General features: G+C 66.4%; 25 protein-coding genes. 18 read left to right on the forward strand and 7 right to left on the reverse strand.

Annotated elements, in window-relative coordinates:
• Positions 1–197 precede the first annotated feature (197 nt).
• A complete protein-coding gene (gene serA, locus VL129_RS10715) occupies positions 198–1,427 on the forward strand; it encodes a phosphoglycerate dehydrogenase (RefSeq protein ID WP_325412806.1) in 1,230 nt (409 codons plus the stop codon).
• A gap of 235 nt (positions 1,428–1,662) precedes the next feature.
• Here serA and VL129_RS10720 read toward each other — a convergent pair whose 3' ends face one another.
• Positions 1,663–2,154 (reverse strand): 2-thiouracil desulfurase family protein, encoded by a 492-nt coding sequence (locus tag VL129_RS10720; protein WP_325412807.1) that lies wholly within the window; start codon positions 2,152–2,154, stop codon positions 1,663–1,665.
• 4 nt (positions 2,155–2,158) lie between these two features.
• On the reverse strand, positions 2,159–2,779 hold the full coding sequence (locus VL129_RS10725) for a 2OG-Fe(II) oxygenase (RefSeq protein WP_325412907.1): 621 nt from the start codon (positions 2,777–2,779) through the stop codon (positions 2,159–2,161).
• Positions 2,780–2,883: 104 nt separating this feature from the next.
• Between VL129_RS10725 and VL129_RS10730 the strand changes: the two genes are divergently transcribed.
• Positions 2,884–3,612 carry a hypothetical protein gene (locus tag VL129_RS10730; RefSeq protein WP_325412808.1) on the forward strand — a complete coding sequence of 243 codons (729 nt, stop codon included), beginning with the start codon at positions 2,884–2,886 and terminating at the stop codon, positions 3,610–3,612.
• Between the two features lie 6 nt (positions 3,613–3,618).
• On the opposite strand, the gene bipL is transcribed toward VL129_RS10730, so the two are convergent.
• Positions 3,619–4,554, reverse strand: coding sequence for a phospholipase BipL (bipL, locus tag VL129_RS10735; protein WP_325412809.1), 936 nt, complete (start codon positions 4,552–4,554; stop codon positions 3,619–3,621).
• A gap of 86 nt (positions 4,555–4,640) precedes the next feature.
• Between bipL and VL129_RS10740 the strand changes: the two genes are divergently transcribed.
• The 4 genes from VL129_RS10740 (at position 4,641) to VL129_RS10755 (ending at position 8,666) form a co-directional block, all read left to right on the forward strand.
• Entirely contained in the window at positions 4,641–5,204 is a 564-nt protein-coding gene (locus tag VL129_RS10740) for a DUF6436 domain-containing protein (RefSeq protein WP_325412810.1), read from the forward strand.
• A gap of 65 nt (positions 5,205–5,269) precedes the next feature.
• Positions 5,270–5,551: a hypothetical protein gene (locus tag VL129_RS10745; protein WP_325412811.1), complete on the forward strand. Its 282-nt coding sequence runs from the start codon at positions 5,270–5,272 to the stop codon at positions 5,549–5,551.
• 26 nt (positions 5,552–5,577) lie between these two features.
• Positions 5,578–5,820: a TIGR02647 family protein gene (locus VL129_RS10750; protein WP_325412812.1), complete on the forward strand. Its 243-nt coding sequence runs from the start codon at positions 5,578–5,580 to the stop codon at positions 5,818–5,820.
• A gap of 62 nt (positions 5,821–5,882) precedes the next feature.
• Positions 5,883–8,666 carry a class I adenylate cyclase gene (locus tag VL129_RS10755; RefSeq protein WP_325412813.1) on the forward strand — a complete coding sequence of 928 codons (2,784 nt, stop codon included), beginning with the start codon at positions 5,883–5,885 and terminating at the stop codon, positions 8,664–8,666.
• 56 nt (positions 8,667–8,722) lie between these two features.
• On the opposite strand, the gene VL129_RS10760 is transcribed toward VL129_RS10755, so the two are convergent.
• Together VL129_RS10760 and VL129_RS10765 are read right to left on the reverse strand one after the other, a co-directional pair.
• Positions 8,723–9,370, reverse strand: coding sequence for a hypothetical protein (locus tag VL129_RS10760; protein WP_325412814.1), 648 nt, complete (start codon positions 9,368–9,370; stop codon positions 8,723–8,725).
• Between the two features lie 82 nt (positions 9,371–9,452).
• On the reverse strand, positions 9,453–12,338 hold the full coding sequence (locus VL129_RS10765; RefSeq protein ID WP_325412815.1) for a putative bifunctional diguanylate cyclase/phosphodiesterase: 2,886 nt from the start codon (positions 12,336–12,338) through the stop codon (positions 9,453–9,455).
• Between the two features lie 244 nt (positions 12,339–12,582).
• Here VL129_RS10765 and uvrD point away from each other — a divergent pair, with 244 nt between their 5' ends.
• From uvrD to VL129_RS10825, 12 genes are all read left to right on the forward strand, one after another.
• On the forward strand, positions 12,583–14,763 hold the full coding sequence (gene uvrD / locus VL129_RS10770; protein WP_325412816.1) for a DNA helicase II: 2,181 nt from the start codon (positions 12,583–12,585) through the stop codon (positions 14,761–14,763).
• Between the two features lie 277 nt (positions 14,764–15,040).
• Positions 15,041–16,138, forward strand: coding sequence for a TRAP transporter substrate-binding protein (locus VL129_RS10775; RefSeq protein ID WP_325412817.1), 1,098 nt, complete (start codon positions 15,041–15,043; stop codon positions 16,136–16,138).
• Between the two features lie 287 nt (positions 16,139–16,425).
• Positions 16,426–16,701, forward strand: coding sequence for a flagellar biosynthesis anti-sigma factor FlgM (flgM, locus tag VL129_RS10780; protein ID WP_325412818.1), 276 nt, complete (start codon positions 16,426–16,428; stop codon positions 16,699–16,701).
• A complete protein-coding gene (locus tag VL129_RS10785; protein ID WP_325412819.1) occupies positions 16,698–17,141 on the forward strand; it encodes a flagella synthesis protein FlgN in 444 nt (147 codons plus the stop codon). The genes flgM and VL129_RS10785 overlap by 4 nt, the downstream gene beginning before the upstream one ends.
• A 395-nt stretch (positions 17,142–17,536) precedes the next feature.
• Entirely contained in the window at positions 17,537–18,910 is a 1,374-nt protein-coding gene (gene fliD / locus VL129_RS10790) for a flagellar filament capping protein FliD (RefSeq protein ID WP_325412820.1), read from the forward strand.
• Between the two features lie 12 nt (positions 18,911–18,922).
• On the forward strand, positions 18,923–19,312 hold the full coding sequence (gene fliS, locus VL129_RS10795; RefSeq protein WP_027589633.1) for a flagellar export chaperone FliS: 390 nt from the start codon (positions 18,923–18,925) through the stop codon (positions 19,310–19,312).
• On the forward strand, positions 19,296–19,604 hold the full coding sequence (locus tag VL129_RS10800) for a hypothetical protein (RefSeq protein WP_325412821.1): 309 nt from the start codon (positions 19,296–19,298) through the stop codon (positions 19,602–19,604). The genes fliS and VL129_RS10800 overlap by 17 nt, the downstream gene beginning before the upstream one ends.
• On the forward strand, positions 19,601–20,665 hold the full coding sequence (locus tag VL129_RS10805) for a flagellar hook-length control protein FliK (protein ID WP_325412822.1): 1,065 nt from the start codon (positions 19,601–19,603) through the stop codon (positions 20,663–20,665). The genes VL129_RS10800 and VL129_RS10805 overlap by 4 nt, the downstream gene beginning before the upstream one ends.
• Positions 20,666–20,695: 30 nt before the next feature.
• Positions 20,696–21,169, forward strand: a complete 474-nt coding sequence (locus VL129_RS10810; RefSeq protein ID WP_325412823.1) for a flagellar basal body-associated FliL family protein — start codon at positions 20,696–20,698, stop codon at positions 21,167–21,169.
• 2 nt (positions 21,170–21,171) lie between these two features.
• Positions 21,172–21,894, forward strand: a complete 723-nt coding sequence (locus tag VL129_RS10815) for a FliA/WhiG family RNA polymerase sigma factor (RefSeq protein ID WP_325412824.1) — start codon at positions 21,172–21,174, stop codon at positions 21,892–21,894.
• Positions 21,895–21,905: 11 nt separating this feature from the next.
• Entirely contained in the window at positions 21,906–22,778 is an 873-nt protein-coding gene (motA, locus tag VL129_RS10820) for a flagellar motor stator protein MotA (protein ID WP_325412825.1), read from the forward strand.
• Positions 22,775–23,671, forward strand: coding sequence for an OmpA family protein (locus VL129_RS10825; protein WP_325412826.1), 897 nt, complete (start codon positions 22,775–22,777; stop codon positions 23,669–23,671). Before motA ends, VL129_RS10825 begins: the two co-directional genes overlap by 4 nt.
• A gap of 15 nt (positions 23,672–23,686) precedes the next feature.
• On the opposite strand, the gene VL129_RS10830 is transcribed toward VL129_RS10825, so the two are convergent.
• On the reverse strand, positions 23,687–24,664 hold the full coding sequence (locus VL129_RS10830) for an IS110 family RNA-guided transposase (protein WP_325412827.1): 978 nt from the start codon (positions 24,662–24,664) through the stop codon (positions 23,687–23,689).
• Between the two features lie 462 nt (positions 24,665–25,126).
• On the reverse strand, positions 25,127–25,633 hold the full coding sequence (locus VL129_RS10835; protein ID WP_325412828.1) for a winged helix-turn-helix domain-containing protein: 507 nt from the start codon (positions 25,631–25,633) through the stop codon (positions 25,127–25,129).
• Positions 25,634–25,811: the final 178 nt, after the last annotated feature.

Below are 25,811 nucleotides of genomic sequence, written 5' to 3' on the forward strand. Positions count from 1 at the left end.
GAACTCTCGAAACGTTCATGGTCACCCTGAGGACACTTCAGGACGCGACCGAGCATGGAAAAAGGAGATCATGCTAGCATACGCCCCCCGTTAATCGCGCGCTCCAGCCGATTTCGGGGTCGGCCGTGCACCGGCCCGGCCAGCCACTCCCGCTGACCATCCCACTGCCTAATTCATACGGGAACACAGGTACGCAGATGAGCAAGACCAGCCTCGACAAGAGCAAGATCAAGTTCCTTCTTCTGGAAGGTGTCCACCAGAACGCCGTGGACACCCTGAAGGCCGCCGGGTACACCAACATCGAGTACCACACCGGTTCGCTGCCGGAGGCGGAGCTCAAGGAAAAGATCGCCGATGCCCACTTCATCGGTATCCGCTCGCGCACCCACCTGACCGAGGAAGTCTTCGACTGCGCGAAGAAACTGGTCGCGGTCGGCTGTTTCTGCATCGGCACCAACCAGGTCGACCTGAATGCCGCCCGCGAGCGCGGCATCGCGGTGTTCAACGCGCCCTATTCCAACACCCGCTCCGTCGCCGAGCTGGTGCTTGCCGAAGCCATCCTGCTGCTGCGCGGTATTCCCGAGAAGAACGCCGTGTGCCATCGCGGCGGCTGGATCAAGTCGGCGGCCAACTCGTTCGAAATCCGCGGCAAGAAGCTGGGCATCGTCGGCTACGGTTCGATCGGCACCCAGCTGTCGGTGCTGGCCGAGGCGCTGGGCATGCAGGTGTACTTCTACGACGTGGTCACCAAGCTGCCGCTGGGCAACGCGCAGCAGGTCGGCAGTCTGCATGAGCTGCTGAGCCTGGCCGACATCGTCACCCTGCACGTGCCGGAGCTGCCGTCCACCCAGTGGATGATCGGCGAGAAGGAAATCCGCGCCATGAAGAAGGGCGGCATCCTGCTCAACGCTTCGCGCGGCACCGTGGTCGAGATCGAACCGCTGGCCAAGGCCATCGAGGACGAGCACCTGATCGGCGCCGCCATCGACGTGTTCCCGGTCGAGCCGCGTTCCAACAATGAAGAGTTCATGAGCCCGCTGCGCGGCCTGGATCGCGTCATTCTGACCCCGCACATCGGCGGCTCCACCGCCGAAGCGCAGGCCAACATCGGCCTGGAAGTGGCCGAGAAGCTGGTCAAGTACAGCGACAACGGCACCTCGGTGTCCTCGGTGAACTTCCCGGAAGTGGCCCTGCCGTCGCACCCGGGCAAGCACCGCCTGCTGCACATCCACAAGAACATCCCGGGTGTGATGAGCGCCATCAACCGCGTGTTCGCGGAAAACGGCATCAATATCTCCGGCCAGTTCCTGCAGACCAACGAGTCGGTGGGCTATGTGGTGATCGACGTCGACGCCGCCTACTCCGACCTGGCCCTGCAAAAACTGCACGAGGTTGAAGGCACCATCCGCGCCCGCGTGCTGTTCTAAGCGCCGGTTCGGATGTGAAAAAAGGGAGGCTTCGGCCTCCCTTTTTTATGGGCTGGGCTGATTGCCGACGGGCTGGCCTTTCACCTTGGCGCCGGACGTACCTCCGTCGGCCGGGATAAACCCGACCCCACAAAAAGCGGCGCCGTCCGGGAGTAACCTGTGGGGCCGGCTTTACGCCGGCGCGCGGAGGCTCGGTTAATGCCAAGCCGACGACCAGAAGAGCGCCCTCCGCGCCCTACGCCTGCTCCAGCGCACGCAGCGCCTCGGCGGCCGCGTCCAGCTCGTTCTCGTTGAACACCTGCACGCCGGCCTGACGCAGCGCGGCGGCGGTCACGCCTTCGCCGTCGATCAGCGTGCCGCTGAAGCTGCCGTCATAGTTCTGCCGATTGCCGCAGGACGGGCTGCGCGCCTTGAGCACGGCCAGGCGGATGTGCCGTTCACGGACCAGCCGCAGCGCGGTCTCGGCGCCGGTCCGAAAGGCCTCGCTGACATCCAGGCCATGCACATTCAGCACCGGCACCCGGCCGGCCAGCGCCTGTCGGCCGCTGCCGCCGGGAATTTCCGCCGGCGGGCGCGGGGTGGGCAGGCCGCCGGCGACTTCCGGGCAGAGCGGCACCAGCCGTCCCTCGGCCTGCCAGGCCTGCAGCTGGTCGAACGGGCCATGGCTGCCGCCGTCGTAGCGCACCGGCTGACCGAGCAGGCAGGCGCTGACCAGGATGCGCTCCACGTGCTCAGACCCGCCGACGAATCCAGCCGGTCAGCGCCAGGCGCTGGCGGCGGGCGGGCAGGACCTCGTGGGGAATGCGGTCGGACATGAAGCAGACCAGCGTGCCGCCCTCCGGCAGGATGTCGCGCTCGCCCTCGGGCAGGTACATGCGCAAATGCCCGCCGTCGGCTTCGCTCCAGTCGGGGTCGTTCAGGTAGAGCACCACTGTCACGGTGCGCCGGTCGTCGTCGCGGAAGCGGTCCAGGTGGCGCTGATAGAAGCCGCCCGGCGCATAGACGGCGAAGTGGCTTTCCAGATCCTCCAGGCCGAGGAACAGCTCGCGGTTCAAGGTCAGGCGCAGTTCATCGATGGTCGCCAGGTACTGATCGCAGGTGGGGGACTGGCCGGGCTCCAGCCAGAGAATCGAGTCGCTGCGGATGGACTCGTTGACCAGCTTGCCGTCGCCGCGTCCGATGCCGGCGGGCAGCAGTTCGCCGGCCGCATGGCGGGCACGGCACTCCGTGGCCAGTTGGAGGGTCAGAGACTGCGAAAGGAAGTGGGGCTGCAGTGACCAGCCACGCGTGACCAGGTCGTCGATGATGTTCGCCAGCACGGGAGACTCCCCGAAGGGTTGCGAGGGCGCGATTCTACAGCGCGTCGGGGAGGCTCGGATATGGGCCGCGCGATGCGCTCGACAGCCGTGATTCCGCTCCCGACAATGCCGGCGCCCAGCCCCCCAACGGAGTCTCCATGCCCGCTGTTCTCTGCCTGCTTTTCGCCCTCGTCAGCCTGCCGGCCCTGGCCGAAACCGAGGTGCATGCGCGGCTCTTCCAGGCCGCCGGCTGGCCGCAGCAGCGCGAACATTTCCACGCCGCGTTGCATCAGGCTCAGCAACGCTATCGCGACAGCCTGCCGGCGGGCGTGTACCAGACGCTGGTGGCCAACAGCAATCAGCGCTTCCAGGCGCGGGACATGGATGAGCGGGCCCTGGCCACGCTGCACGCGCGCCTGGCCGATCCGGCGCCGGCGCTGGACTTCTTCGAGTCACCGCTGGGGCGCAAGGTGGTGGCCGCCGAAGTGCAGTCCAGTCATCCGGCCAGTCTGAACCGACCGGGCCCGGCACCGGTGCTGAGTGAGGCGCGGCGGGCCTCGCTGCGGCGCCTGGCCGATGCGCTGCCCGCCAGCGAGGCGAGTGTGGAGGTCAGCCTGGCCCTGGCCGGCGTCGCCGCCGACAGCCTGAGCCAGATGATTCCCGGCCTGCCCATGGGCATGGCCGCCCAGGGAATGCTGGACAGCCAGCGCGCGCGGTTGCGCCAGCAGGTCGAGCCGCGTCTGCTGGATGGGCTGGCGCGGGTCTACCAGCCGCTGAGCGAGGAGGAGCTGGAGCGTTTCGCCCGCTTCGCCGAATCCGCCGAGGGGCAGCGCTACTACCAGGCGGCGCTGGCCGCGCTGCGCGCCAGCCTGCGGGTCGGCAACTGACGGCTTTCAGCTCAGCTGGCGGGCCAGGAACTCGAAATACTGCTGGCGCAGCGCCTCGCGCTCGTTGACCAGGTGGTGCCGGGCCTCGGGCAGCAGCAGCCGGCGCGGCTGGGTGAACTTGTCGTCCAGCACGTTGAGGTTGTGCTGCCATTCCACGGTTTCATCCTGCTCGCCCTGCACGATCAGCGGACTGTGCGCACTGCGCCGGGCGCCCTCGATGCGCGGAATCCAGCGTGCCAGGGCACCGACCCAGGCGGTGGGCAGGATGCGTGGCTGCAGCGGGTCCTGGTGGTGCACGAAGTCGATGAACTCCGCGTTGCTGGAGTTCACGCTGAAGCGCCGGGGAATCGCGTCGACGAACGGCCGCACCAGGTGATAGCTGAGCTGCGAGCGTTTCCAGGCGCGCGGCCGCACCAGCGGGGCGAGCAGAATGGTCTCGCCCAGCTCCGGGCGGGGCCGGCCATGCAGCAGGTAGTCGAGCAGGATGGCGCCGCCGGTGCTCTGTCCGCACAGGTGCCAGGGCCGCGGCAGGCGCAGGGCCTCGGCCTCGGCGAACAGCCCGTGCAGCACCGCCTGGTATTCACCGAAGTCGTCGATGCTGGCGCGCTTGCCGCTGGACAGCCCATGCCCGGGCAAATCGCAGGCCAGCACCGCGAAGTTCAGGCTCAGCGCCCAGTCCACCAGGTTGCCGTACAGGCCCATGTGGTCGTAGTAACCGTGCAGCATGAGCAGCGTGGCGACCGGACGTTCCGGCAGCCAGACCTGGGCGGCGAGGCGATAAGGGCCGGCGCGGAAGCTGCCCAACCGGCTGCGCACGCCGCTGCGCAGCGCATCCAGTCCATAGAAGCTGCGATAGGTACGGCCGTGCGCCGGCTCCTGGCCGGCTGTCGCCAGCGGTGGCAGGGCGGCTGCGAGCAGCTGTTCGGGCTGAAAGTCGGACATGGCATACCGAATGCGGGAAAGGGCCGACCCGGTATACTGCGCAGCGCCGCACCCGGCAAGCCCTTCAGCCAAGGTCGTCGATCCTCATGTCCCTGTCGCGCAAGTCCCTGTTCGCCTACCTGCTCGCTGGCCTGTGGCTGCTGGCCATGGTCTGGGCCTTCTGGTGGTACCAGGCCCGCTACCTGCGCCCCTTCGACACCTCGCCGACGCTGTTCAGCGGCGAACACCTGCAGCTGCCCGCCACCCTCGCCGGCCCCGGTCCGGTGCGCCTGGTGCATTTCTGGGACCCGGCCTGTCCGTGCAACGTCGGCAACCAGCAGCACCTGGCCGAGATGCTCGAACGTTACGCCGGGCAGGTGCAGTTCTACGCCGTGCAGCGTCCCGGTAGTCCCGGCCAGTTGCCGGCCCCGCTGGCCGCGCTGCAACCGCTGAGTGGGCTGCAGGGCGCCGAGGACCTGCCGGCCAGTCCAGCGGTGGCCGTCTGGGACAGCCTGGGCCGGCTGGCCTACTTCGGCCCCTACAGCGAAGGCGCGGTGTGTACCTCGGCCAACAGTTTCGTCGAGCCGGTTCTCGATGCGCTGCTCGCCGGCCGCCCGGTGCTGGCGCCGCAGACCCTGGCCAGCGGCTGTTTCTGCGACTGGCGGGACTGATCGCGCAACGGGACAGGCGGTCCTGCGCGTGGCAGAATGCGAACCACCTCACAGAGGCCATTGCCATGCATTCATCCGACGACGAAGACGAACTGTTCGCCAGCCAGGCGCTGGTCGAGGCCATCGAGTCGCAGCTGGAAGGCGGCGAGCCGCCGGCCACCCGGGCGGTCTATAACAAGCTGAGCCTGGTCGGCTACGAGCGCGAGGAAATCCTGCAGATGATGGCCCTCGTTCTGGCGGACGAGGTACGTGTGATGCTGGACGACAACCGTCCCTTCGATGGCGAGCGTTACGAGCGCCTGTTGCGTGCGTTACCCGAGCTGCCCGACGAGGCTGCCGAGCATTGAATCCCGTCCCCAAAGGAAGAATTCCCATGACCTATACGCCCGAGCGCATCGCCGAACTGGATCTGCTGGCCCGCTTCAACCTGGCCAACCATCAGGAAGGCCTGAAGCTGCACCGTGATGCCGATCCGCACATCCTGGCCGCCGCCGCCCGCCTGCATGCCCAAGGCCTGCTCACCCAGGCCGACGGGGGCTACCTGACCAGCCTCGGCCTCGACGCCGCCGAGCACGCCCAGGCCCTGCTGACCATCCTGACCCCCGCCGAAGGCTGATTGCCCGCCCGGGCCGTCGCCACCGGATCTCCCGGGGGCGGCGGCCGCCGCCTGATTCGCACATGTCCCTGAACAATTGCAGCGCCCCGCCCGGCGCCCTGGACCTGGGTCCCCTGCCGGACCGCCGGGGCATCGAGCTGTTGCGCCAACGTTTTCTGGCCCTCAACGCGGGCCGTCTGGAGCGCGCCCATCAGTTGCTGTCCACCCGCCAGCAACGGGTGCTGCACCTGTTGCCGCTGCTGTTCCACGTCAACCACCCGGGCTTGCCCGGCTATGTGGCGACCAGCACTCCGGCGGGCCTCTGCAACTACGAACCCTCGCCGGCGGCGCTGAACGAAGCGCGCCAGCTGGCCCGTTCGTTCCGCTACTGGGCGCTGCCGCAGAATCAGATTGCCCCGCTGCACGGCCTGTTCCTGATGGGCAGCCTGGGCACGCTGGCGCAGACCGAAGGCAGCGACATGGATCTGTGGCTGTGCCACGACCCGGCGCTGGACGAGGCGGCGGTCGAGCTGCTGCGCCGCAAGGCCCGCGCGGTGGAACACTGGGCCGCCAGCCAGGGGGCCGAGCTGCACGTGTTCCTGATCGACCCGGAACGCTTCGCCAGCGGCCGGCGCGACGCGGAGCTGAGTGGCGAGGACTGCGGCAGCAGCCAGCATTACCTGCTGCTCGACGAGTTCTTCCGTACCGCCCTGTGGCTGGGCGGGCGCACGCCCACCTGGTGGCTGGTGCCGGCCGAGCAGGAGGATCGCTATCCGGAGTACGTCGCCGCCCTGCGCGCCCGTGGCCTGCTGAGCGCCGAGCAGGAACTGGATTTCGGCTACCTGGGACGCATCCCCGGCCAGGAATACCTCGGCGCCGGCATGTGGCAGCTCTACAAGGCCATGCAGTCGCCGTACAAGTCGATGCTCAAGCTGCTGCTCAACGAGGCCTATGCCAGCGCGCATCCCGGCGGCGAATGCCTGGCGCTGCAATTCAAGCGTGACGTGCTGGCCGGCGCGACCGATCTCGACGATCTGGACCCCTACATCCGCCTCTATCGGCGTCTGGAAACCTACCTGCGCGCCGAGGATGACGAGGCGCGTCTGGAACTGGTGCGCCGCAGCCTGTATCTGAAGATCGACCGGCAGCTGAGCCGCCCCGCGTCGGCGCTGGGGCGTACCTGGCAGCGCCAGCTGCTGCGCGAACTGTGCGCCGGCTGGGGCTGGGACGAGGCGCGGTTAAGCCTGCTGGATAGTCGCCCGCGCTGGAAGCTGCGTCAGGTGGAAGGCGAACTGCGCCTGCTGATCGCCGCGCTGCTGCGCAGTTACCTCAGCCTGAAGCGCTTCGCCGAACAGCGGCAGTTGCTCAATCCGCTCAGCGAGCGCGACATGCTGGTGCTGGGTCGCCGTCTGCGTGTGCTGTTCGCACGCAGCGCAGGAAAGATCGAAAGCGTGAACCCGGGTATCGCCGCCAGCCTGGCCGAGCCCAACCTGACCCTGCGGCGCCTGGAACCCGAGCAATGGGCGCTGTACGACGGCAGCCTGACCGCCAGCCAGTGCCAGGACCGGGTGCCGCTCAAGCGCAGCCGGCAGCTGATCGCCCTGCTGGCCTGGGCGCAGCGCAACGGGGTGCTGGACAGCGCCAGCCGGGTGACGCTGCACCCCGGCCAGAGCAGCCTGCGCGACTTCGAGCTGCAGGGGCTGCGCGCCGGCCTGCAGACGTTGCCCGGGCCGCAGGCCGAAGTGGCGGATGCGTTGATGCTGGAAAAGCGCCGCACCGAACGGGCGCTGGTGCTAATCAACGTCGGCATCGATCCGCTGCGGGGCCTGTCCCGCGCGCAGTTGGTCGGTGGGCACAACGATGTGCTGGATTACGCCGGCAGCGAAGCCAATCTGGTGCACCGCCTCGATCGGCTCACCCTGACCAGTTGGAACGAAGTGCTGCATCAGTGCTACGAAGGTCCGCAGGCGGTGTTCGAGTGCCTGCGCGAGTTGCTTGATGAGGGGGTGCCGGCGCACCGTGTGCAGTTCCAGTGTTTCGCCCAGAACCGTGCGCAGGCCCTGGCCCAGCGTCTGGAGGGGCTGTACGCGCAGTCCTTCGAGGTGCTGTGCGAGGCCGATCAGCGTCTGCTGGTGCGTATTGCCGGCCACTACCGCATCTGGCGGCGGCGCGACGGCCAGCTGGGCGAACGGGTGCTGGGGGATCTGCCCGCCCTGCTCGCCTATCTGGGGACGGCGCAGCCCGTGCCGTTGCGCCTGGACAGCCAGGTGCTGATCGATCACACCCTCGGCCTGGTGCTGCGTCATGCGGAGGCGGGGTGCCTGCAGGTGTTCTACCAGAGCGGCGAGGACACCCAGGTCTACCTGCTCGACGAGCGCAACGCGCTGTGGCGGCAAACCCTGCCGGGGCGCGCCGAGGTGGTGCTGCCGGCACTGCAGCATTTTCTCGCTGCGGTGGCCGACAGCCCGTACAACCGCCCGGCGATGCTCGGCAGCGACGCGGTGCGTTACTACCAGTTGCTGCCCGGTGCGCCGCTGACCGCCACCGAGCTGGTGCGGCGCCTGCCGCCGCAGGCCGACCCGGGAGCAACGCCGCTGCTGGCGCGCATCAGCCGTGATGCGCAGCAGGGCGAACAGCTGACCCTGTACTGCGGTTGGGAGGACTTCCATCCGCACACACTGGGCGACCGGCTTTACGCGACAGTGGTCCGTCAGTTGCGCGCGCATGGGGTGAGCGGGCCGCTCAGGGTGGCTGAACTGGAACTGAGCGGGTCGTTCGAGGCCGGCCAGCTGCAGACGCTGCACTACCTGGAATACAAGCGCAGCATCGAGCAAGCGCTGCGCCAGGCCGAAGCGCTGGCGCCATAAGGGGTCCCTTTTCCGTTGCCGCACGGGCACGGCGGGCAAGAACGACGTTATCCGCGCTACGCCTGATCGGCCGCCAGCAGGCGGCACAGCTCATCGCTGCGCTGGCGCAGCTCCGGTTCCAGGGCGGCGCGTACCGCCGGGCTCAGCTGTCGGCAGATGTCCGCCTGGCGGCGCGCCGGCAGGCCGCTGAGCACCGCCACGGAGAGCGGCAGATGGCCGTTGGGGATGGACACCTCGGTGAGGGTGCGCAGGTAGCTGCTCGACATGCCCAGCAGACTCTGCACCAGCAGCGGTACGTTGCCGAAGCGTGCGCCGATGCGCAGCACCGGCAGTGGGTCGTTGAGGCCGAGGATCAGGTTGCGCAGCTGCTGCGGCGCCAGGCATTCGGCGAAGCGCGCCGCCGTGGCGAAGTCCTGGTTGCGGCACAGGGCCTTGGCGATCTGCAGGTGCAGGATGTCCGGCAGGTGCAGCCAGGTGTCGAGGATGCTCTGCGGGTCCAGATGGCGGGCGGTCTGCGCGAGCAGCTCGGTGGGCAGCGCCTGGATCAGCACGCGCAACCGCTGGGGTTCGGTATGCGGGGCCATCAGGGCGATCTGGCGCGGGCTGAGGCGTTGCAGCACGGCAACTTGCAGCGCCCGGGGGGTCACGTCTTGCAGGCTCAGCAGCAGTCGCAGACCGCGACCCGGTTGTTCACGCGTATCCATGCGTCGTTCCTCGCGATGTCCGTTGCCGGCGAGGACAGCAGGCGGGCGAGGCGGCGCATAGCCACCCTTCGATGGGTAGGCGTCAGGGTGCGACCATCATCTCCTGCTCGCGCAGCAAGGAGGCGAACTGGATGGCCTCGATCGGCCGGCTGATCAGGAAGCCCTGGATCTCGTCGCAGCCCTGCGACTTGAGGAAATCCAGCTGCTGCTGCTCTTCGACGCCCTCGGCCACCACCTTGAGCTCCAGGCTGTGCGCCATGGCGATGATCGCCCGGGTGATGGCGGCATCCTCGCCATCCTCGGTCAGGTCGCGTACGAAGGTACGGTCGATCTTCAGGTAATCGACCGGGAGGCGCTTGAGATAGCTGAGCGAGGAATAGCCGGTGCCGAAGTCATCGATGGCCAGCTTGACGCCCAGTTCGCGCAACTGGTTCAGGGTGTGCAGCACGCTTTCCACGTTGTCCAGCAGCTGGCTTTCGGTCAGCTCCAGCTCCAGCAGATGGGCGGGCAGGCCGGTCTCCTCCAGCACCCGACGCACCAGGGTGGTGAGGTTGCCCTGGCGCAGCTGGTGCACGGAGACATTCACCGAGACGCGGATGTCGCCCAGGCCCTGCTGCTGCCATTCACGGGCCTGGCTGGCGGCGCGGCGCAGCACGAACTCGCCGATGGCGCCAATCAGGCCGGTCTCCTCGGCCAGCGGGATGAAGTCGACCGGCGAGACCAGGCCGCGTTGCGGATGGCGCCAGCGCACCAGGGCCTCGGCGGCCTGCAGGCTGTCCAGGCTCAGGTCCAGCTTGGGCTGGTAGAAGACTTCCAACTGGCCGCTGTCGATGGCCTTGCGCAGCTGGTTTTCCAGTTGCAGGCGTTCCAGGGTGCATGCCTGCAGGTTGTCGGTGAAGAACTGGAAATTGTCGCCGCCCAGGTGCTTGGCGTGCTGCATGGCCATGTTGGCCTGGGTGATCAGCGCCGATACCTCGCGGGCATTCTCGGGCAACAGGCTGATGCCGATCGACGCGCTGATGACCAGCTCATGCCCGTCCACCGTCATGGGCGCGCGCAGCTTGGCCAGCAGCTGGCTGGCCAGCCGCGACAGGCTGGACAGATTGCTGTACTGGTCGAAGAGCACCACGAACTCGTCGGCCGCCAGGCGCGCCAGGGTGTCGGCCTCGGCCAGTTGCTCGCTGAGGCGCCGGCCCATGTTGCGCAGCACCTGGTCGGCCACCTCGTGACCCAGGCTGTCGTTGAGCAGCTTGAAGCGATCCAGGTCGATATGCAGCAGCGCCAGGCTGCGTCCGGTCTGGCGGGAGCGCTGGCCGGCCTCGTGCAGGCGTTCCTTGAACAGCATGCGGTTGGCCAGGCCGGTCAGCGCGTCGTAGTTGGAGAGGTAGCGCAGGCGCTCCTCGGCCTCGCGGCGGGCGCTGAGGTCGGCGAAGAAGCCGACCATCTGGGTGATGCGCCCGTTGCGGTCGCGCACCGCGTTGATCTGCAGCCACTGCGGGTACAGCTCGCCGTTCTTGCGCGTTTCCATCATCTCGCCCTGCCAGCGGCCGTGGGCGAGCAACTGGGCATGGATCTGCCGGTACAGGCGATGGGTATCCGGCGAGCTGACCAGTTGGGTGACGTTGCGCCCGACCGCCTCCTCGCGGCGATAGCCGGTCATCATGCAGAAGGCCCGGTTGACGGCCAGCACCTGGTAGTGGCGGTCCAGCACTAGGATGCCTTCGCTGGCGGTTTCGAACACCGTGGCGGCCAGGCGTTGTTCTTCCTCGCGGCGCTTGCGCGCGGTGATGTTGCGCCGGGTGCCGAGCATGCGCACCACGCGGCCGCGCTCGTCGCGTTCCATGATCCGCCCGCGGTCCTCGACCCACACCCAGTAGCCGTCGGCGTGGCGCACGCGGTATTCCACCGCGTAGCCGTCGGTGCGACCGCGCATGTGTGCGCTCAGCGCGTGCAGCAGCAGGCGGCGATCGTCCGGATGCAGCAGCGGGCGCAGGTCGCGGCGCATGTTGAGCGAGCCGGTGGAGGGCAGGCCGAACAGCTCCTGCAGCTTGGAGTGGTGCACCTCGTCGGTGCGCAGGTCCCAGTCCCACAGGCCCAGCTCGCTGGCTTCCAGGGCCATGGCCAGGCGCGCCTGGCTCTTGCCCAGCGCGTAGGTGGCTTCGTCCAGCTCCTGGGTGCGCTCGGTCACCCGTCGCTCCAGCTCGCCGTGGGTGGCGCGCAGCCGGCTTTCCGCCTGGCGGCGCTGCTCGACCTCGCGGGCCAGTTTGTGATTGAGCGCCTCGCTGTGACGCTGGGCGGCTTCCTGGCGCTCCAGCAGCGCCTGGTTGTAGAAACGCTGCATCAGGCTGCGCTGCACCAGGCGGTTGACCTGCCAGGCCATCACCAGCAGCGCCGCCAACAGCATCAGGCTGAGCTGACCCCAGCCATGCAGCAGCTCGTTATCGCTGAGCAGCAGGAAGCCCGAGGTGGGCAGCAGGCAGGGCAGGATGAAGCTGAGCAGGGCCGGCAGGCTGATGGCGTAGGCTACCGTGGCGCAGGCTGCCGAAATGGCGATCAGGCCGTACAACGGCACCTGGGCGAGGAAGCTGTCCGGCGGGGCGAGGGCGATGGCGGCGAAGCTCAGGGTGGCGCCAGAGGCTGCGGCGCCCAGTATGAACATGCGCACCCAGTAGGGTTCGGCCTGCCGCTCGGCGCTGGCGCGCTCGAAGGCGCGTACCTGCACCAGGCGCAGCGCTCCCAGGGTGAACAGCGCGACCAGCCAGCCCGACAGCAGCAGTGGCGAACTCAGGGAAGGCCAGAGTGCTCCGGCCGAGACCAGTCCGCAGATCAGCATGAACAGCGTTGGCAGCCGCGATCCCTCATAGAGCATGCGGGTCCGCTCGATGGCGATCTGCGCGGCGAACTGATGTTCGACGGCCGGCGCAGCGGCGACCGGCAGGCTGACAGCCGGGTCTAGGGAAGCGGTCATAGGCGTTTTTTAATTGTGTTGGGGCCCAGGCGTTGGGCGAGCATACCCGAGCCCAACGGTCGGCCCAAGCCCTGCGGGTGGCGTTTTGCAAGTAGTGGGGTTCCGCCGCCGTTTTTGTGGGAGCGGACTGGTCCGCGAGCTTTTTTGCAGGGCGCCCCTATCCGGGCGCTGATAGCTCGCGAATGCACAGGTCCGCGCGGCGGCGCCGCTCGCCCTCGCCGCTCGCAACCCCTAGAATGCCGCGATGCTAGAAGACCTCTCCCCCCTGCTGAATACCCTCAACGACGCCCAGCGTCAGGCCGTCACCGCCCCGCTTGGCCGCCAGTTGGTGCTGGCCGGCGCCGGCTCGGGCAAGACCCGCGTGCTGGTGCACCGTATCGCCTGGCTGATCGGCGTGGAAAATGCCACGCCGCACTCGATCCTGGCCGTCACCTTCACCAACAAGGCCGCCCACGAGATGCGCGAGCGTATCGGCCGGCTGCTCGGCCACAGCCCGCAGGGCATGTGGGTCGGCACCTTCCACGGGCTGGCGCATCGCCTGTTGCGTGCCCATTGGCGGGAAGCCGGCCTGGCCGAAAACTTCCAGATCCTCGATTCCGACGACCAGCAGCGCCTGGTGAAGCGGGTGATCCGCGAGCTGGGCCTGGACGACAGCAAGTGGCCGGCGCGCCAGGCCCAGTGGTTCATCAACGGCCAGAAGGACGAGGGCATCCGTCCGCAGCATATCCAGGCCGGCGGCGATCTCTACCTGACCACCCTGCGTTCCATCTATACGGCCTACGAGGCCGCGTGCGCGCGGGCCGGCGTGATCGACTTCTCCGAGCTGCTGCTGCGCGCCCTGGACCTGTGGCGCGACCAGCCCGGCCTGCTGGCGCACTACCAGCAGCGCTTCCGCCACTTGCTGGTGGACGAGTTCCAGGACACCAACGCCGTGCAGTACGCCTGGCTGCGCCTGCTCGGCCAGGGCGGCGACAGCCTGATGGTGGTGGGTGACGACGACCAGTCCATCTACGGCTGGCGCGGTGCCAAGATCGAGAACCTGCAGCGCTACGGCGAGGACTTCGCCGATGTGCAGATGATCCGCCTGGAACAGAACTACCGCTCCACCGGCACCATCCTCAAGGCCGCCAACGCGCTGATCGCCAACAACAGCGACCGCCTCGGCAAGGAGCTGTGGACCGACGGCGGCGAGGGCGAACCGCTGATGCTGTATGCCGCCTACAACGAGCACGACGAGGCGCGTTACGTGGTGGAAAGCATCGAGCGCGCCCGCAAGGAAGGGCTCAAGCGCCGCGAGATCGCCATTCTCTACCGCTCCAACGCCCAGTCACGGGTGCTGGAAGAGGCGCTGCTGCGCGAGCGCATTCCCTACCGCATCTACGGTGGCCAGCGCTTCTTCGAGCGCGCCGAGATCAAGAACGCCATGGCCTATCTGCGCCTGCTGCAGACCCGCCACAACGACGCGGCGCTGGAGCGGGTGATCAACCTGCCGGCGCGCGGCATCGGCGAGAAGACCCTGGAAACCCTGCGCGATTTCGCCCGCGCCCATGAGCTGTCGCTGTGGGGCGCCATCCACCAGGCCATCGGCGTCAAGGCCATCGCCGGGCGGGCCGCCAGCGCGCTGAACGGCTTCGTCGAGCTGATCGACGAACTGGCGCTGCGGGTCGAGGGGTTGCCCCTGCACAGCATGACCCAGCAGGTCATCGAGCGCTCCGGGCTGCTGGCCTACCACCGCGACGAGAAGGGCGAGAAGGGCCAGACCCGGGTGGAGAACCTGGAGGAGCTGGTGTCCGCCGCGCGCGCCTTCGAATACGAAGACCTGGCCGAGGGCGAGACGCACCTGTCCGCGTTCCTCGATCACGCCTCGCTGGAAGCGGGCGAGCAGCAGGCCGCCGAGGACGAGGACAGCGTGCAGCTGATGACCCTGCACAGCGCCAAGGGCCTGGAATTCCCGCTGGTGTTCCTGGTGGGCATGGAAGAAGGCCTGTTCCCGCACAAGATGAGCCTGGAGGAACCCGGCCGCCTCGAAGAGGAACGCCGGCTGGCCTACGTCGGCCTGACCCGGGCCATGCAGCGCCTGGTGATGACCTACGCCGAGACGCGGCGGCTGTACGGCAACGAAACCTACAATCGGGTGTCGCGCTTCGTGCGCGAGATTCCGGCCGGGCTGGTGCAGGAAGTGCGCCTGTCCAACAGCGTCAGCCGGCCCTACGGTGGGTCCACGACCAGCACCGCTTCGCTGTTCGCCGGCGCCGAGGTGCCGCAGACCGGCTTCAGCCTCGGCCAGCGGGTGCGTCATGCCCTGTTCGGTGAAGGCGTGATCCTCAACTTCGAAGGCTCCGGCGCCCAGGCGCGGGTGCAGGTGAACTTCGACGAGGGCAGCAAGTGGCTGATGCTCAGCTACGCCAAGCTGGAGGCGCTGTAGCCACGGGACTCAACGGGGTGGAGGGTGGGTGGCCAACGAAAGGCCACGCCACTGTCGATCCTGGGGGAGCGGACTGGTCCGCGAGCTGTTCGGCGGCCGGCCAGCCTGCAGGCTGACAGCAAGGCTCGCGAGCGGATTCGCTCCCACAAGCGCGGCGCGGGCTGCGGCATTCAGCTTCCATCCGTCAGATATGGTAAAAAGCCCTGCCGCCTGGCTACAGGCCACCCCCCCATCAGAAAAACCAACCCGCAAGGGTCCGACCTCCTAGGGAGACATCATGAATCGTCGCCATCTGTTCGGCGCCGCCGCTGCCCTGCTTGCTACGCTGGGTCTGGCTGGTTGCAAGGACGAAACTGCCCCCGCTGCCCAACAGGCCGCAGCAGCCCCCGCGCAAACCTTCCAATGGAAGATGGTCACCTCCTGGCCGAAGAACTACCCGGGCCTGGGCACCGCGGCCGAGCGTCTGGCCGAGCGCATCAACACCATGAGCGGTGGCCGTCTGAGCGTGAAGGTCTACGCCGCCGGCGAGCTGGTTCCGGCGCTGGAAGTGTTCGACGCGGTCTCCCGCGGCACCGCCGAGATGGGTCACGGCACCCCCTACTACTGGAAGGGCAAGGTTCCGGCCGCGCAGTTCTTCACCTCGATCCCGTTCGGTTTCTCCACCCTGGAAATGAACGCCTGGATCCACAAGGGCGAAGGTCAGGCCCTGTGGGATGAAGCCTACGGCGTGCACGGCGTGAAGCCGTTCAATGCCGGCAACACCACCATGCAGATGGGTGGCTGGTTCAACAAGGAAATCAACAGCGTCGACGACCTCAAGGGCCTGAAGATCCGCATGCCGGGCCTGGGCGGCGAAGTGCTGGCCAAGCTGGGTGCAACCACCGTCAACCTGCCGGGTGGCGAAATCTTCACCTCCCTGCAGACCGGCGCCATCGATGCCACCGACTGGGTCAGCCCGTACAACGACCTGGCCTTCGGCCTGAACAAGGCCGCCAAGTACTACTACTTCCCGGCCTGGCAGGAGCCCCAGGCGCTGGTCGAGCTGCTGGTCAACAAGTCCGCCTACGAGAAGCTGCCGGCCGACCTGCAGGCCATCGTCAGCGAGGCCGCACGCGCCGCCGCGCTGGACATGATGGACGACTACATCTTCAACAACGCCAAGGCACTGCCGGTCCTGCTGGAGCAGGGCACTGTCCTCAAGCGCTTCCCGGATGACGTGCTGCAGGCGCTGCGCGAAACCTCCGACCAGGTGCTCAACGATGTGGCCGCCCAGTCCGACCTGAATACCCGCATCCATGCATCGCAGACGGAATTCCTGAACAAGATGCGCGAAACGATGCGCATCACCGAGAAGGAACTGTACAACTGGCGCTAAGCGCTGGGTTGTTCCAAAAGCGGAGCCTTCGGGCTCCGTTTTTCGTTTGCGACCCGGCACAGGCGCCTCCGGGCCCGGCTCCGCTGTTGTAGGAGCGGCTTCAGCCGCGATGTTTTTTATGCGGGCCGCGCCAAGCGCTCGTGACTGAAGTCGCTCCAACAGGTCCGGCAGCGCAAAGTCGGATGCCATCCGACGGTTTTTTGATTCGCCCTGCAAAAAAGCATTTAAGGTTTGCCGTAATTTTGTCGCCTCTGGTAATCAAGCGAACCCGTTTCTTGGAATACATCATGGAAATCAGTCGATCCCTCAAGCCTGTCCAGCTCGGCGCCGTGGAAACCGCGACCGCCCGTGCCCAGGTGCCGGTCGGCAAGCGCGAGCGCCAGCACACCGGCGAGCCGCAGATGAGCCTGGAGCCCCTGCAGGAAAGCCTGAACGCCTTGCCGGACGTGGATCTGGCGCGGGTTCAGGAGATCAAGCAGGCCCTGCAGCGCGGCGAAATCCCCCTCGATGCCGAGGCGCTGGCCGCCAGCATCCTGGCCTATCACGGTGGTAAGCAGGCGTGAGTCAGAAGGCCCAGCTGCTGGCGATGATTGCCAGCGACATCGCCGCCGATCTGGAAGCCTTTGGTCAGGTGCTGCCGTTGTTGGACGAGCTGCATGAGCGCCTGCTGGCCCATGATGGCCTGGCCATCGAGGCGCTGAACGGGCGCCTGGATCCTTGGCTGGCCGCCATCGCCGAGCGCGACGCGCGGCGCAGCAAGATTCTCGCTGCCTTCGGCCTGGCGGTGGACGCCCCGAGCATGGCCCGCCTGCTGGCCGCCTACCCGGCGCCCCAGCGTGACGCGTTGACCCGCAAGTGGCAGCGTCTCGGCGAAATCGCCCACGACTGCCGGCAGCGCAACGAGCGCAATGGCCGGCTGCTGGCGATGCATAACGAAATCCTCAGTCAGCTGCTGACCGGCGCCGGTCAGGAAGCCACCGTCTACGGTCAGCAGGGCTACTGAACCCTGTGGGGCCGGCTTTACGCCGGCCAGCGAAGTTGCATTCCCGTACCTTTGCTGTGCTTCCCAGCCCTGTCGGCCGGGATAAACCCGGCCCCACAAGTCCGCGCACCGCCGCTTCCGTGGGAGCGGATTGGTCCGTGAGCGCTACCTGCGGCTGCTTCATTAACGCAGCCCTTCTCCCCCGTCAGCCTTTTGGCGCTTAAGTTCCCTCCTTCGCAGGTCGCCCTAACAAAGCAGATGCCGTGACCGGACGACCGGAAAGGGACTTTCCGCCCTGTGCCGCGCCTGAGCCGGGCGGAAGCGGGTTTTCAGCCGGATGGCGCGGAAACGGTGATGAATCCATGCGTGGCAATTTGGCATCGTAATTGCCTGCCTACGACTAGAGGTGCTCAGACATGACGACTTACGATTCCAATTACGCCTATACCATGGCCACCCAGCTGGCCCAGTACGATACCCAGTACAGCTATTCGCGCCTGGATCGCAACAAGACCAACTACACCGCGCAGCAGACCGCGATCAACTCGCTGAGCTCGGCGCTGAGCACCTTCCAGACCAAGCTGACCAGCCTGAACAGCGTCAGCGGCTCGATCCTGCAGAACAAGGCCACGCTGAGCAGCGAGGGCTATGCCACCGCCAATGTGACCTCCAAGGCGCAGGCCGGCAGCTATCAGTTCTTCGTCAAGCAGTTGGCCAGCAAGGATCAGGTTGCCCTGCAAAGCCTGCCGGCGAGTGGCAGCCTGCAAATTGGCCAGCCTGGCAACGCCGAGGCCACCGGATTAACGGTTGATCTCGCCGATGCTGCCTACCAGACCGGCGGCACCCTGGATCTGAGCAAGCTGGCGGCAGATATCAATGCCCAGGCCAAGACCAACAAGCTTGGTGTCAGTGCCACCCTAGTGCGTAGTGGTGGTGTAACCAACCTGGTGCTGACCAGCGAAAAAACCGGTGTAGCGCAGAAGATCTCGCTTAGCCTGGACGGCGCCGACGAAGCCACGACCGCCGCCTCGCTGGGCTCCAAGCAGCTCTCTGCAGCCAAGGACGCGATTGTCTACCTGGGTGCCGACGAAGCGAGCGGTATTGCGCTGACCAACAGCTCCAATACCTACGACAACATTATTGATGGTGTCAGCCTGACCTTCAGCAAGGCCCACGCCACTGGCGACGCGCCGCTGTCCATCGACATCGCCCAGGACAACGACGGCACCAAGGCCAAGGTCCAGGAATTCGTCGATGCCTACAACGCCCTGGCCGGCGAGTTGAAGAAGCTGACTGCCAGCGGCTCGGAAGACAGCAAGCGCGGCCCGCTGGCCGGCGACGGCACGGTGCGCTCGATCAAGAGCATGATCGATAACCTGATCCGCAAGGGCGTAACCGTCGATGGCCAGCAGATTTCGCTGGTTTCCCTGGGCATCAGCAACACTCGCGAAGGCACCCTGACCCTGGACAGCGCTCGCCTGGATAAGACCCTGGCCAGCAATCCCGGCGCCCTGGACACCCTGTTCAAGGGAACCGGCGGCACCGACAAGGGCATCCTCGGTGCCCTGCTGGATCGTGAGACCGGCCTGGCCAAGTACACCAGCAGCGTCAACGGCATCCTCAAGAACCGCAAGGACACCATCGCCGACTCGCTCAAGCGGGTCGAGAAGGAGCGCGAGCGCGTCGACACCCAGTACGACAACCTCTACCAGCGCTACCTGTCGCAGTACACCAACCTGGTCACCATCATGAACCAGATGAACCAGACCTCCAGTCTGTACTTCACCTGATACGGAATCGCCATGTACCAAGAAGACACCTACGACAGCTACCGCATGGTCGACCTGGAATCCCGGGTCGCCGCCGCTTCGCCCTACGATCTGGTGCTGGTGCTTTTCGACGGCCTGCTCGACGAACTGGAGCGTATGCGTGGCCATATCGAGGCCAAGCGTTATCTGGAGAAAGGCCGGTCCGTCGAGAAATGCGTGAACATTCTCAACGGCCTGTCCAGCGCGCTGGATTTCGACAGCGGTGGCGACGTGGTGACCGGCCTGGCGCGCCTGTATGACTACATGATCTACCGCCTGACCGACGTCAGCGTGACCCTGTCGCTGGAAGGCGTCGACGAGGTGGTCGGTTTGTTGCGCGAACTGCGCGAAGGCTGGGAGGGCGTGCGTGACGCCCGCCGATGACCTGCAACGCCTGCTCGACCTGCGTGTGCGTTTCGAGCAGGTGCTGCACCGCGAGGCCTGGGACGATCTCAAGGCGGTCGACTCGGCGCTTCGCGAACTGCTGATCGACCTGCGGCGCCGCGAGCCGCTTCCGGAGGCGGTGCTGGTCGCTTGCCGCGAGGTCCAGCAGATCCACGGCCTGGCGTTGCAACGCTGCCAGGACGAATGCCAGCGCTTGCGCATCCTGATGAACCATTCCGAACAACCCGCGGACGGCCCGAGCGCCTACGCCTGGGTGGAGAGCCTGCGGTGACTACAGCGACGCAACTCGGCAATGCCCAGCCGATGCCCGAGAATCCCCTGCTGCAACAGGGAGCGACGGTTGCAGCGGCGCAAGCCCCGGCCGCTTCCGCCGGTCGGCAGGAAGGCGCGACGCCTGAAGCGCTGCCCTTCGACGCCGAGTTGCAGGCGCTCCTCAGCAGCCTGACGAACCTGTCGGCGGATCAGCCGGCTCCGGCCACTGCGACCCAGATGCCGCCGATAGAAACCGTTTCCCCGGACCAGGGCCCCGAACAGGCCGAAGCGCTGCTCGGCCTGCTGGCCGCCCAGCAGCAACAGCAGGTGCAGGCCCAGCAGATGCCTCAGGCGCCTGTCAGTCGCGCCTCGGCACCGGGCGAAATGCTGGCGCAGGCTGACATGCTCGCCAGGCAGGCGGCAGGCGCTGCCGAGGCGCAGCCGCTGCCCGCGCAGCTGCAACCGCAGCCGCGCCCCGACACGGCAGGCCCGTTCGCGGCGACGCGCGCAGAAGCACCCATGGTGCTGGGCAGCGGCGAAAGCCAGGCTCCACTGGAGTCGTTGTCCGCCGTCAGCGCCGCGCGTCCGCTGAGCGATGCGGCGCCTGCCAGTGGTGGCACCTCGACAAGCGCTCCGACGGGCGCGGTTGCCGAACGCCTGGTGCGCTTGGAGGGCAACGACGCTCAGCGTGGCGAACAGATGCTGCAGGCGTTGCGCCAGAACGTGCAGTTGCAGGTCCAGCAGAGTCAGCAGGTGGCCACCATCCGCCTCGATCCCCCGGAGCTGGGCAGCCTGGAAATCCAGGTCAGCCAGGAGTCCGGAAAAATCAGCGTTCAAATCAACGCTGCCCAGGCCGATACCCTGAGATTGCTACAGCAAACCAGTGACCGGCTGCGCCATGAACTGCTGACCCAGCAGTTCGTGCAGGTCAACGTGCAGGTGGGCGGCGACGGCCGTTCGGGACAGCAGTCCCGCCAGGACCAGGGAGGTTCCAGCGAGGCACTGGTGCGCGGCAATCCGCTGCATGACAGCGAGCCGATCAGCCGCACCGCACCGCGCGATGTGCTGGCCACGGTTTGATGCCTTCCGATCCCTTGCAAGAGTAAAAGTATGTCGTCCCGCGTTGTCGTTTCGCTCCTGGTGCTGAATATCCTGCTGGTCGCCGGTGGTACCGCCGTAAATTTCTTCTGGAAGCAGTCCATCGAGGATTTCTTTGCCATCGGCGGCGAGAGAACCGAGCGGCCGGCGCGGCGCGACGCGGTCGACCTGACCGATTTCCAGTTTCTGAATGTGGAAAAGATCTACGTCAATCTGCGCGGCAACCAGCGCGAGCACTACCTGGTGATCGACCTGGCCGTGCAGGCCAGCGCCGAGATCGACAAGAAGGCACTGCAGCAGTTCGCGCCGGTGGTGCGCAATTCGGTGGTCGCCCGCCTGTCGGGCATGCGTTACGAAGTGGTGCGTAGCCTGAGTATCGCCGAGCTGCAGTTGTTGCTCGAAGAGGCGCTGCGTCAGGACATCGTCGAGCGCAACCTGCGGGTGTCCTTCGAGCATCTGCTGGTTAACAAACTACTGGCCCAATAGCCATGAATGCCTCCTGCGCTGCCGAGACCGTTCCGCATCCCGAGCCCGCGTTGCTCGCGCCGCAGGATGAGCAGCGCTGGCTGCTCAAGTACCTGCCGCTGGTCAAGCGCATCGTCAGCCAACTGTCGCTGCAGGCCAGCTCCGCGCTGGATCGCGAAGACATGGAGCAGATCGGCCTGCTGGGGCTGCTCGACAGCCTGCGCCGCTATGGCGAGCCGGATGACAGCTTTCCCCGCTTTGCCAGCCTGCGGGTGCGCGGCGCCATCCTCGACGAGTTGCGCCGCCAGGACTGGCGGCCGCGTCCGGTGCGCCAGCAGACCCACAAGCTGCGTGACGCGGTGCGCGAACTGACCCGTCGGCTGGGGCGCGAACCCAGCGACGAGGAAATCGTCGCGCACACCGGCCTGAGCGAGGAGGCCTACCAGAGCTATCTGGTGGACCTGTCCTGCGAGGCCATCGAAAGCCTCGACGGCCTGCTGCAGGCCGGCCAGGAGGGCCGCTTCGGCGACAACGGTTTCGAGGAGCAGGTGCAACGCGAGCGTCTGCTGGCCCAGGTTCTGGGCCGGCTGCCGGAACGCGAGCAACTGGTCCTGACCCTGTATTACCAGCACGAACTCAGCCTCAAGGAGATCGCGCTGGTTCTGGAACTCAGCGACGCACGTATCTGCCAGCTGATCAAGCAGGCCATCCAGCGGGCCTGCACCTTGTTGAACGAGCCTAACTGAACGAGCCCGTCATGCAGAAAATTCTCGGATCTCTCATCATCGTCGCCTGTGTCCTGGGCGGCTACGCACTCGCCAGTGGCGACCTGGCCATGCTCTGGCAACCGGCGGAGCTGCTCATCATCGTGGGCGCCGCGTTCGGCAGCCTGGTGGTCGGCAACCCCAAGGAAGTGCTGATCGAAATGGCCAAGCAGGCCAAGGGCGTCATCGTCTACAAGCGCCGTGGCGAGGAATTCCAGCGCCAGCTGCTGATGCTGCTCTACGAGTTGCTGGAGATGGTCGAGATCGGCGGCCTCAAGGTGCTCGACGAACATATCGAGGCACCGCAGCAGAGCAGCGTGTTCGGCAAGTACCCGCTGATCATCGCCGAGCCCAACCTGATGGCGTTCATCGCCGACAACTTCCGTCTGATGGCCATGGGCAAGATCAGCGCCCACGAGCTGGAAGGCTTCCTCGAACAGGAACTGGAAGCCATGGAGGAGGCCCTGCTGCTGCCGGCCCGCTCGCTCAACCAGGTCGCCGAAGCCATGCCCGGCTTCGGTATCCTCGCGGCGATCATGGGCATCATCATCACCATGGGCAACATCGGCGGTTCGGTGGCCGACGTGGGCCTGAGCGTGGCGGCCGCGCTGGTCGGCACCTTCCTGGGCATCTTCTTCTGCTACTGCGTGTTCCAGCCGCTCGCCACTGCCATGAGCCAGCGCGTGCGCACCGAAATCTCGGCGCTGGAATGCGTGCGCACCACCCTGGTCGCCCACGTCGCCGGCAAGCCCACCCTGCTGTCGGTGGACGCCGGTCGCAAACTGATCGAGCAGGACGTCAAGCCCGCCTTCAGCCAGCTGGAAGCCTGGGTCAACCGCTATGAAGAAGAGCGGGACGCGGCATGAGCCTGAAGAAGAAGCGCGATGGCGAGAAGGAAATCGTCGTCAGGCGACGCAGCAAGAAGAGCCATGACGAAGCCCATAGCGGCGCCTGGAAGGTTGCCTTCGCCGACTTCACCCTGGCGATGATGGCGCTGTTCATGGTGCTGTGGATCATCAACCCGAGCAAATCCTCGTCGCCGATCACCGCCGAGGATCCGGTCAGCAACCCGCTGATGGAGGGCATGATCAACATCTTCGACGGCTTTGACGCCCCGGTGGAGCTGGAGGCCAAGCCGTCGCAACCGGAGCCGCAGCCGGAAGAGAAGAAGGCGGACGAGCAGATCGAGGAACCCGTTCCGAGCAAGATCTATCGCACCCGTCAGGAACTGGAGCAACTGGCCGAGCTGATCGACGTGCTGTCCGGCAAGCTGGATGCGCTGACCAACCTGGAAGTGGCGGTGGTGCCGCAGGGGCTGCGCATCCTGATCAAGGACGACGAGCAGCGCTACATGTTCGAGCGCGGCAGCGCCAAGCTGAATCCGCAGTTCAAGGTGCTGCTGAGCAATCTGGCGGATGTGCTTTCCAAGGTGGAAAACCGCATCATCATCAGCGGCCACACCGACGCCACCCAGTACCGGCGCAGCGCGCTGTACAACAACTGGAACCTGTCCGGCGACCGCGCCCTGGTGGCGCGCAACGTGATGGTCCAGGCCGGCCTGCCCGGCGAGCGCATCCTGCAGGTCACCGCCCTGGCCGACGTGATGCCGCTCAATCCGCTGGAACCCACCGACGGCATCAACCGCCGCATCGAGCTGCTGCTGCTGACCGAGCGGGCCGAGGTGCTGTACCGCGAACTGTTCGGCGAGGCCTATCCGCAGGCGAAGCTGAACCGCCAGCTGGCGCCGTCCGGTTCGTAGATACCGTCTTGCCCACTACCGCGCAAGCGCCAATTCGGGGTCGAAGGGCTGGCCAGATTTGAGCACCCCATAGGCGATGTGCAGCAGCTTGCGCATCGCCGCGCAGACGATCTGTTTGCCGCGCTTGCCACGGCTCCTCAGGCGCTTCGCCAGGGCCTTGATGGCGGGGTTGTGCTGCATGGCCGAAATCGCCGGCATGTACAGCCGGCTGCGCAGGAAGCCCGAGCCGATGCGCGAGATGGGCGTCGGCCCCTGATGCTCCCCTGATTGGTTCGGTTTGGGCGTCAGCCCGGCAAAAGCCGCCACGGCCTTGGCGCTGCGAAACGCCAGCGGATCGCCCAGTTCGCCCAGGAGCAGGGCGGCTGTCTGATCGCCGAAGCCCTTGATGCTCACCAGCAGCTCCTTGCGTTGGCGCAGGTCGGGATCGTTGTCGATGTGCTCCTCGATGGCCTTCAGGGTGCGGCGGATTTCCTCCTCGATGTGGCGCAGCACGGTGTGGATCGAGTCCTGGATATTCGCGTCGGCGCTCTCCAGACGATTGCGCTCCATCTGCTCCATTTCGCGCAGGTCCGCCAGACGGCGCACCAACGCGCGCAGACGCTTCTGGGCCGGCGGTTCAGGTTGCCAGAGTCGCAGCCGCGATTTGGCCAGTTGGTCCTGACCGAAGCCGGCAATCACCTTGGCATCCGTCTTGTCGGTCTTGCCCCGCGACAGCTGGGTCTTGGCATAAGCGGCGATCTGCGCCGGATTGACCACGCTGACGCGATAGCCCTGCTCGAACAGGCAGTTGGCTAACGCCTCGTGGTAAATGCCGGTAGCCTCCATGACGACCCAGGCATCGGGACCGGCGTGTTTCTCCAGCCACTCGCACAACTGAGCAAAGCCGCTGGGATCGTTGGCCAGCTTGCTGCGTGTGCGGTACTTGCCGTTGGGCTGAAGGGTGGCGATATCGAAGGTGTGTTTGGCAACGTCGATGCCCACAACGGCGACCATGTTGAACTCCTGGCGTGAAACGATGACAGGATCATCACTGCATCCGGTCCAACCTTGCTTATGCGAGCTCACGCCACGGGCGGGCCCTGGATACCGTTCGGACTTGGCGGATGAGTGTGGAAGGGGGCAGAACTCTCTACGTCGCAGGCTCGAAGCCCTAGGGCGGTCGCGTCTTGCACTCCCTTCCCCCGATGATCAGTCGGGGACTATCGCCTCAAAAAGGTCGCTAGTCGAGATACAAGGGCGGTCGGCGCTGTTCCGGCTGCCGGTTGGCTACCACCGCCGTCGGCCGGAACAGATCACCCAAAGCGGGAACCACGCACGGACCCTGTAGGAGCGACTTCAGTCGCGAGCTCTTGGCTTCGGCCCGCAGCCAAGGCGTCTCAGGTTGTGGGAAGGACAAGGCTTTCCTTGTCCACCGCTACGGATTGCCCCTCGGTGGCCAGAAAAACGCTGACCGCCCTACAGTTGCGCCGCGCAGGTGGCCAGCAAGGGCGTCAGCGCCAGCAGGCCACCCAGTTTCATCCAGTTCGGCAGTGCACGGCGCGTGCCCTTGCTCTGGGTGATAGGCGGCAGAACGCTCACTTCCGGCAGCGCAGCCTCCACGCTATCCGCTTCGATAAACTCTGGATTGAACAGATACCCCCGGCGCGGCAGGGTCTGGATGATCTGCCGGCCCTTCTCGTCGCCGAGAATCTGCCGCAGCACATAGATCTGCTGGTTAAGACTGCCCTGGCTGACCACCCGGTCGGTCCAGCCGTACTCCAGCAATTCCTCGCGACTCACCACTTCGCCCGGGCTGCGCAGCAGGCGTTCCAGCACCCGGCTGCCGGCATAACCCAGCTCAATGCGTTGACCGCTCCCCGCTTGGCGCAACTGAAACTGTCGCGCCTGGAAGAGTAGGTGACCCTCACCTTGGCCGGTGCGTAGGCGGATGAGGTCGCGAATCGAGGGGCTGTGAAGGTTCATGGCGATGGATTCTGTGAGGTGGGCGTCAAAAAAACCGAGAACCGATTCTTGTCATGGCATTTAGCAAGGTTCGTTCCGGTAACTGCCGGCACACCCCGGGCGAGCTGACGAAAGGCAAGGTATGTGAACCGCCTCACAAATCCGGCCCAATAAAAAACCCCGCCGAAGCGGGGTTTTT

It is taken from the genome of Pseudomonas sp. (genome assembly GCF_035497915.1).
GTDB lineage: Bacteria > Pseudomonadota > Gammaproteobacteria > Pseudomonadales > Pseudomonadaceae > Serpens.

Excerpts from the sequence above, each read along its gene's own strand:
- bipL (WP_325412809.1), bottom strand. The coding sequence starts at position 4,554 with ATGTCCGACTTTCAGCCCGAACAGCTGCTCGCAGCCGCCCTGCCACCG.
- serA (WP_325412806.1), top strand. The coding sequence starts at position 198 with ATGAGCAAGACCAGCCTCGACAAGAGCAAGATCAAGTTCCTTCTTCTG.
- VL129_RS10835 (WP_325412828.1), bottom strand. The coding sequence starts at position 25,633 with ATGAACCTTCACAGCCCCTCGATTCGCGACCTCATCCGCCTACGCACC.
- VL129_RS10760 (WP_325412814.1), bottom strand. The coding sequence starts at position 9,370 with ATGGATACGCGTGAACAACCGGGTCGCGGTCTGCGACTGCTGCTGAGC.
- VL129_RS10750 (WP_325412812.1), top strand. The coding sequence starts at position 5,578 with ATGACCTATACGCCCGAGCGCATCGCCGAACTGGATCTGCTGGCCCGC.
- fliD (WP_325412820.1), top strand. The coding sequence starts at position 17,537 with ATGACGACTTACGATTCCAATTACGCCTATACCATGGCCACCCAGCTG.
- fliS (WP_027589633.1), top strand. The coding sequence starts at position 18,923 with ATGTACCAAGAAGACACCTACGACAGCTACCGCATGGTCGACCTGGAA.
- motA (WP_325412825.1), top strand. The coding sequence starts at position 21,906 with ATGCAGAAAATTCTCGGATCTCTCATCATCGTCGCCTGTGTCCTGGGC.
- uvrD (WP_325412816.1), top strand. The coding sequence starts at position 12,583 with ATGCTAGAAGACCTCTCCCCCCTGCTGAATACCCTCAACGACGCCCAG.
- VL129_RS10745 (WP_325412811.1), top strand. The coding sequence starts at position 5,270 with ATGCATTCATCCGACGACGAAGACGAACTGTTCGCCAGCCAGGCGCTG.
- VL129_RS10740 (WP_325412810.1), top strand. The coding sequence starts at position 4,641 with ATGTCCCTGTCGCGCAAGTCCCTGTTCGCCTACCTGCTCGCTGGCCTG.
- VL129_RS10825 (WP_325412826.1), top strand. The coding sequence starts at position 22,775 with ATGAGCCTGAAGAAGAAGCGCGATGGCGAGAAGGAAATCGTCGTCAGG.
- VL129_RS10765 (WP_325412815.1), bottom strand. The coding sequence starts at position 12,338 with ATGACCGCTTCCCTAGACCCGGCTGTCAGCCTGCCGGTCGCCGCTGCG.
- VL129_RS10755 (WP_325412813.1), top strand. The coding sequence starts at position 5,883 with ATGTCCCTGAACAATTGCAGCGCCCCGCCCGGCGCCCTGGACCTGGGT.
- flgM (WP_325412818.1), top strand. The coding sequence starts at position 16,426 with ATGGAAATCAGTCGATCCCTCAAGCCTGTCCAGCTCGGCGCCGTGGAA.
- VL129_RS10830 (WP_325412827.1), bottom strand. The coding sequence starts at position 24,664 with ATGGTCGCCGTTGTGGGCATCGACGTTGCCAAACACACCTTCGATATC.
- VL129_RS10730 (WP_325412808.1), top strand. The coding sequence starts at position 2,884 with ATGCCCGCTGTTCTCTGCCTGCTTTTCGCCCTCGTCAGCCTGCCGGCC.
- VL129_RS10775 (WP_325412817.1), top strand. The coding sequence starts at position 15,041 with ATGAATCGTCGCCATCTGTTCGGCGCCGCCGCTGCCCTGCTTGCTACG.
- VL129_RS10815 (WP_325412824.1), top strand. The coding sequence starts at position 21,172 with ATGAATGCCTCCTGCGCTGCCGAGACCGTTCCGCATCCCGAGCCCGCG.
- VL129_RS10810 (WP_325412823.1), top strand. The coding sequence starts at position 20,696 with ATGTCGTCCCGCGTTGTCGTTTCGCTCCTGGTGCTGAATATCCTGCTG.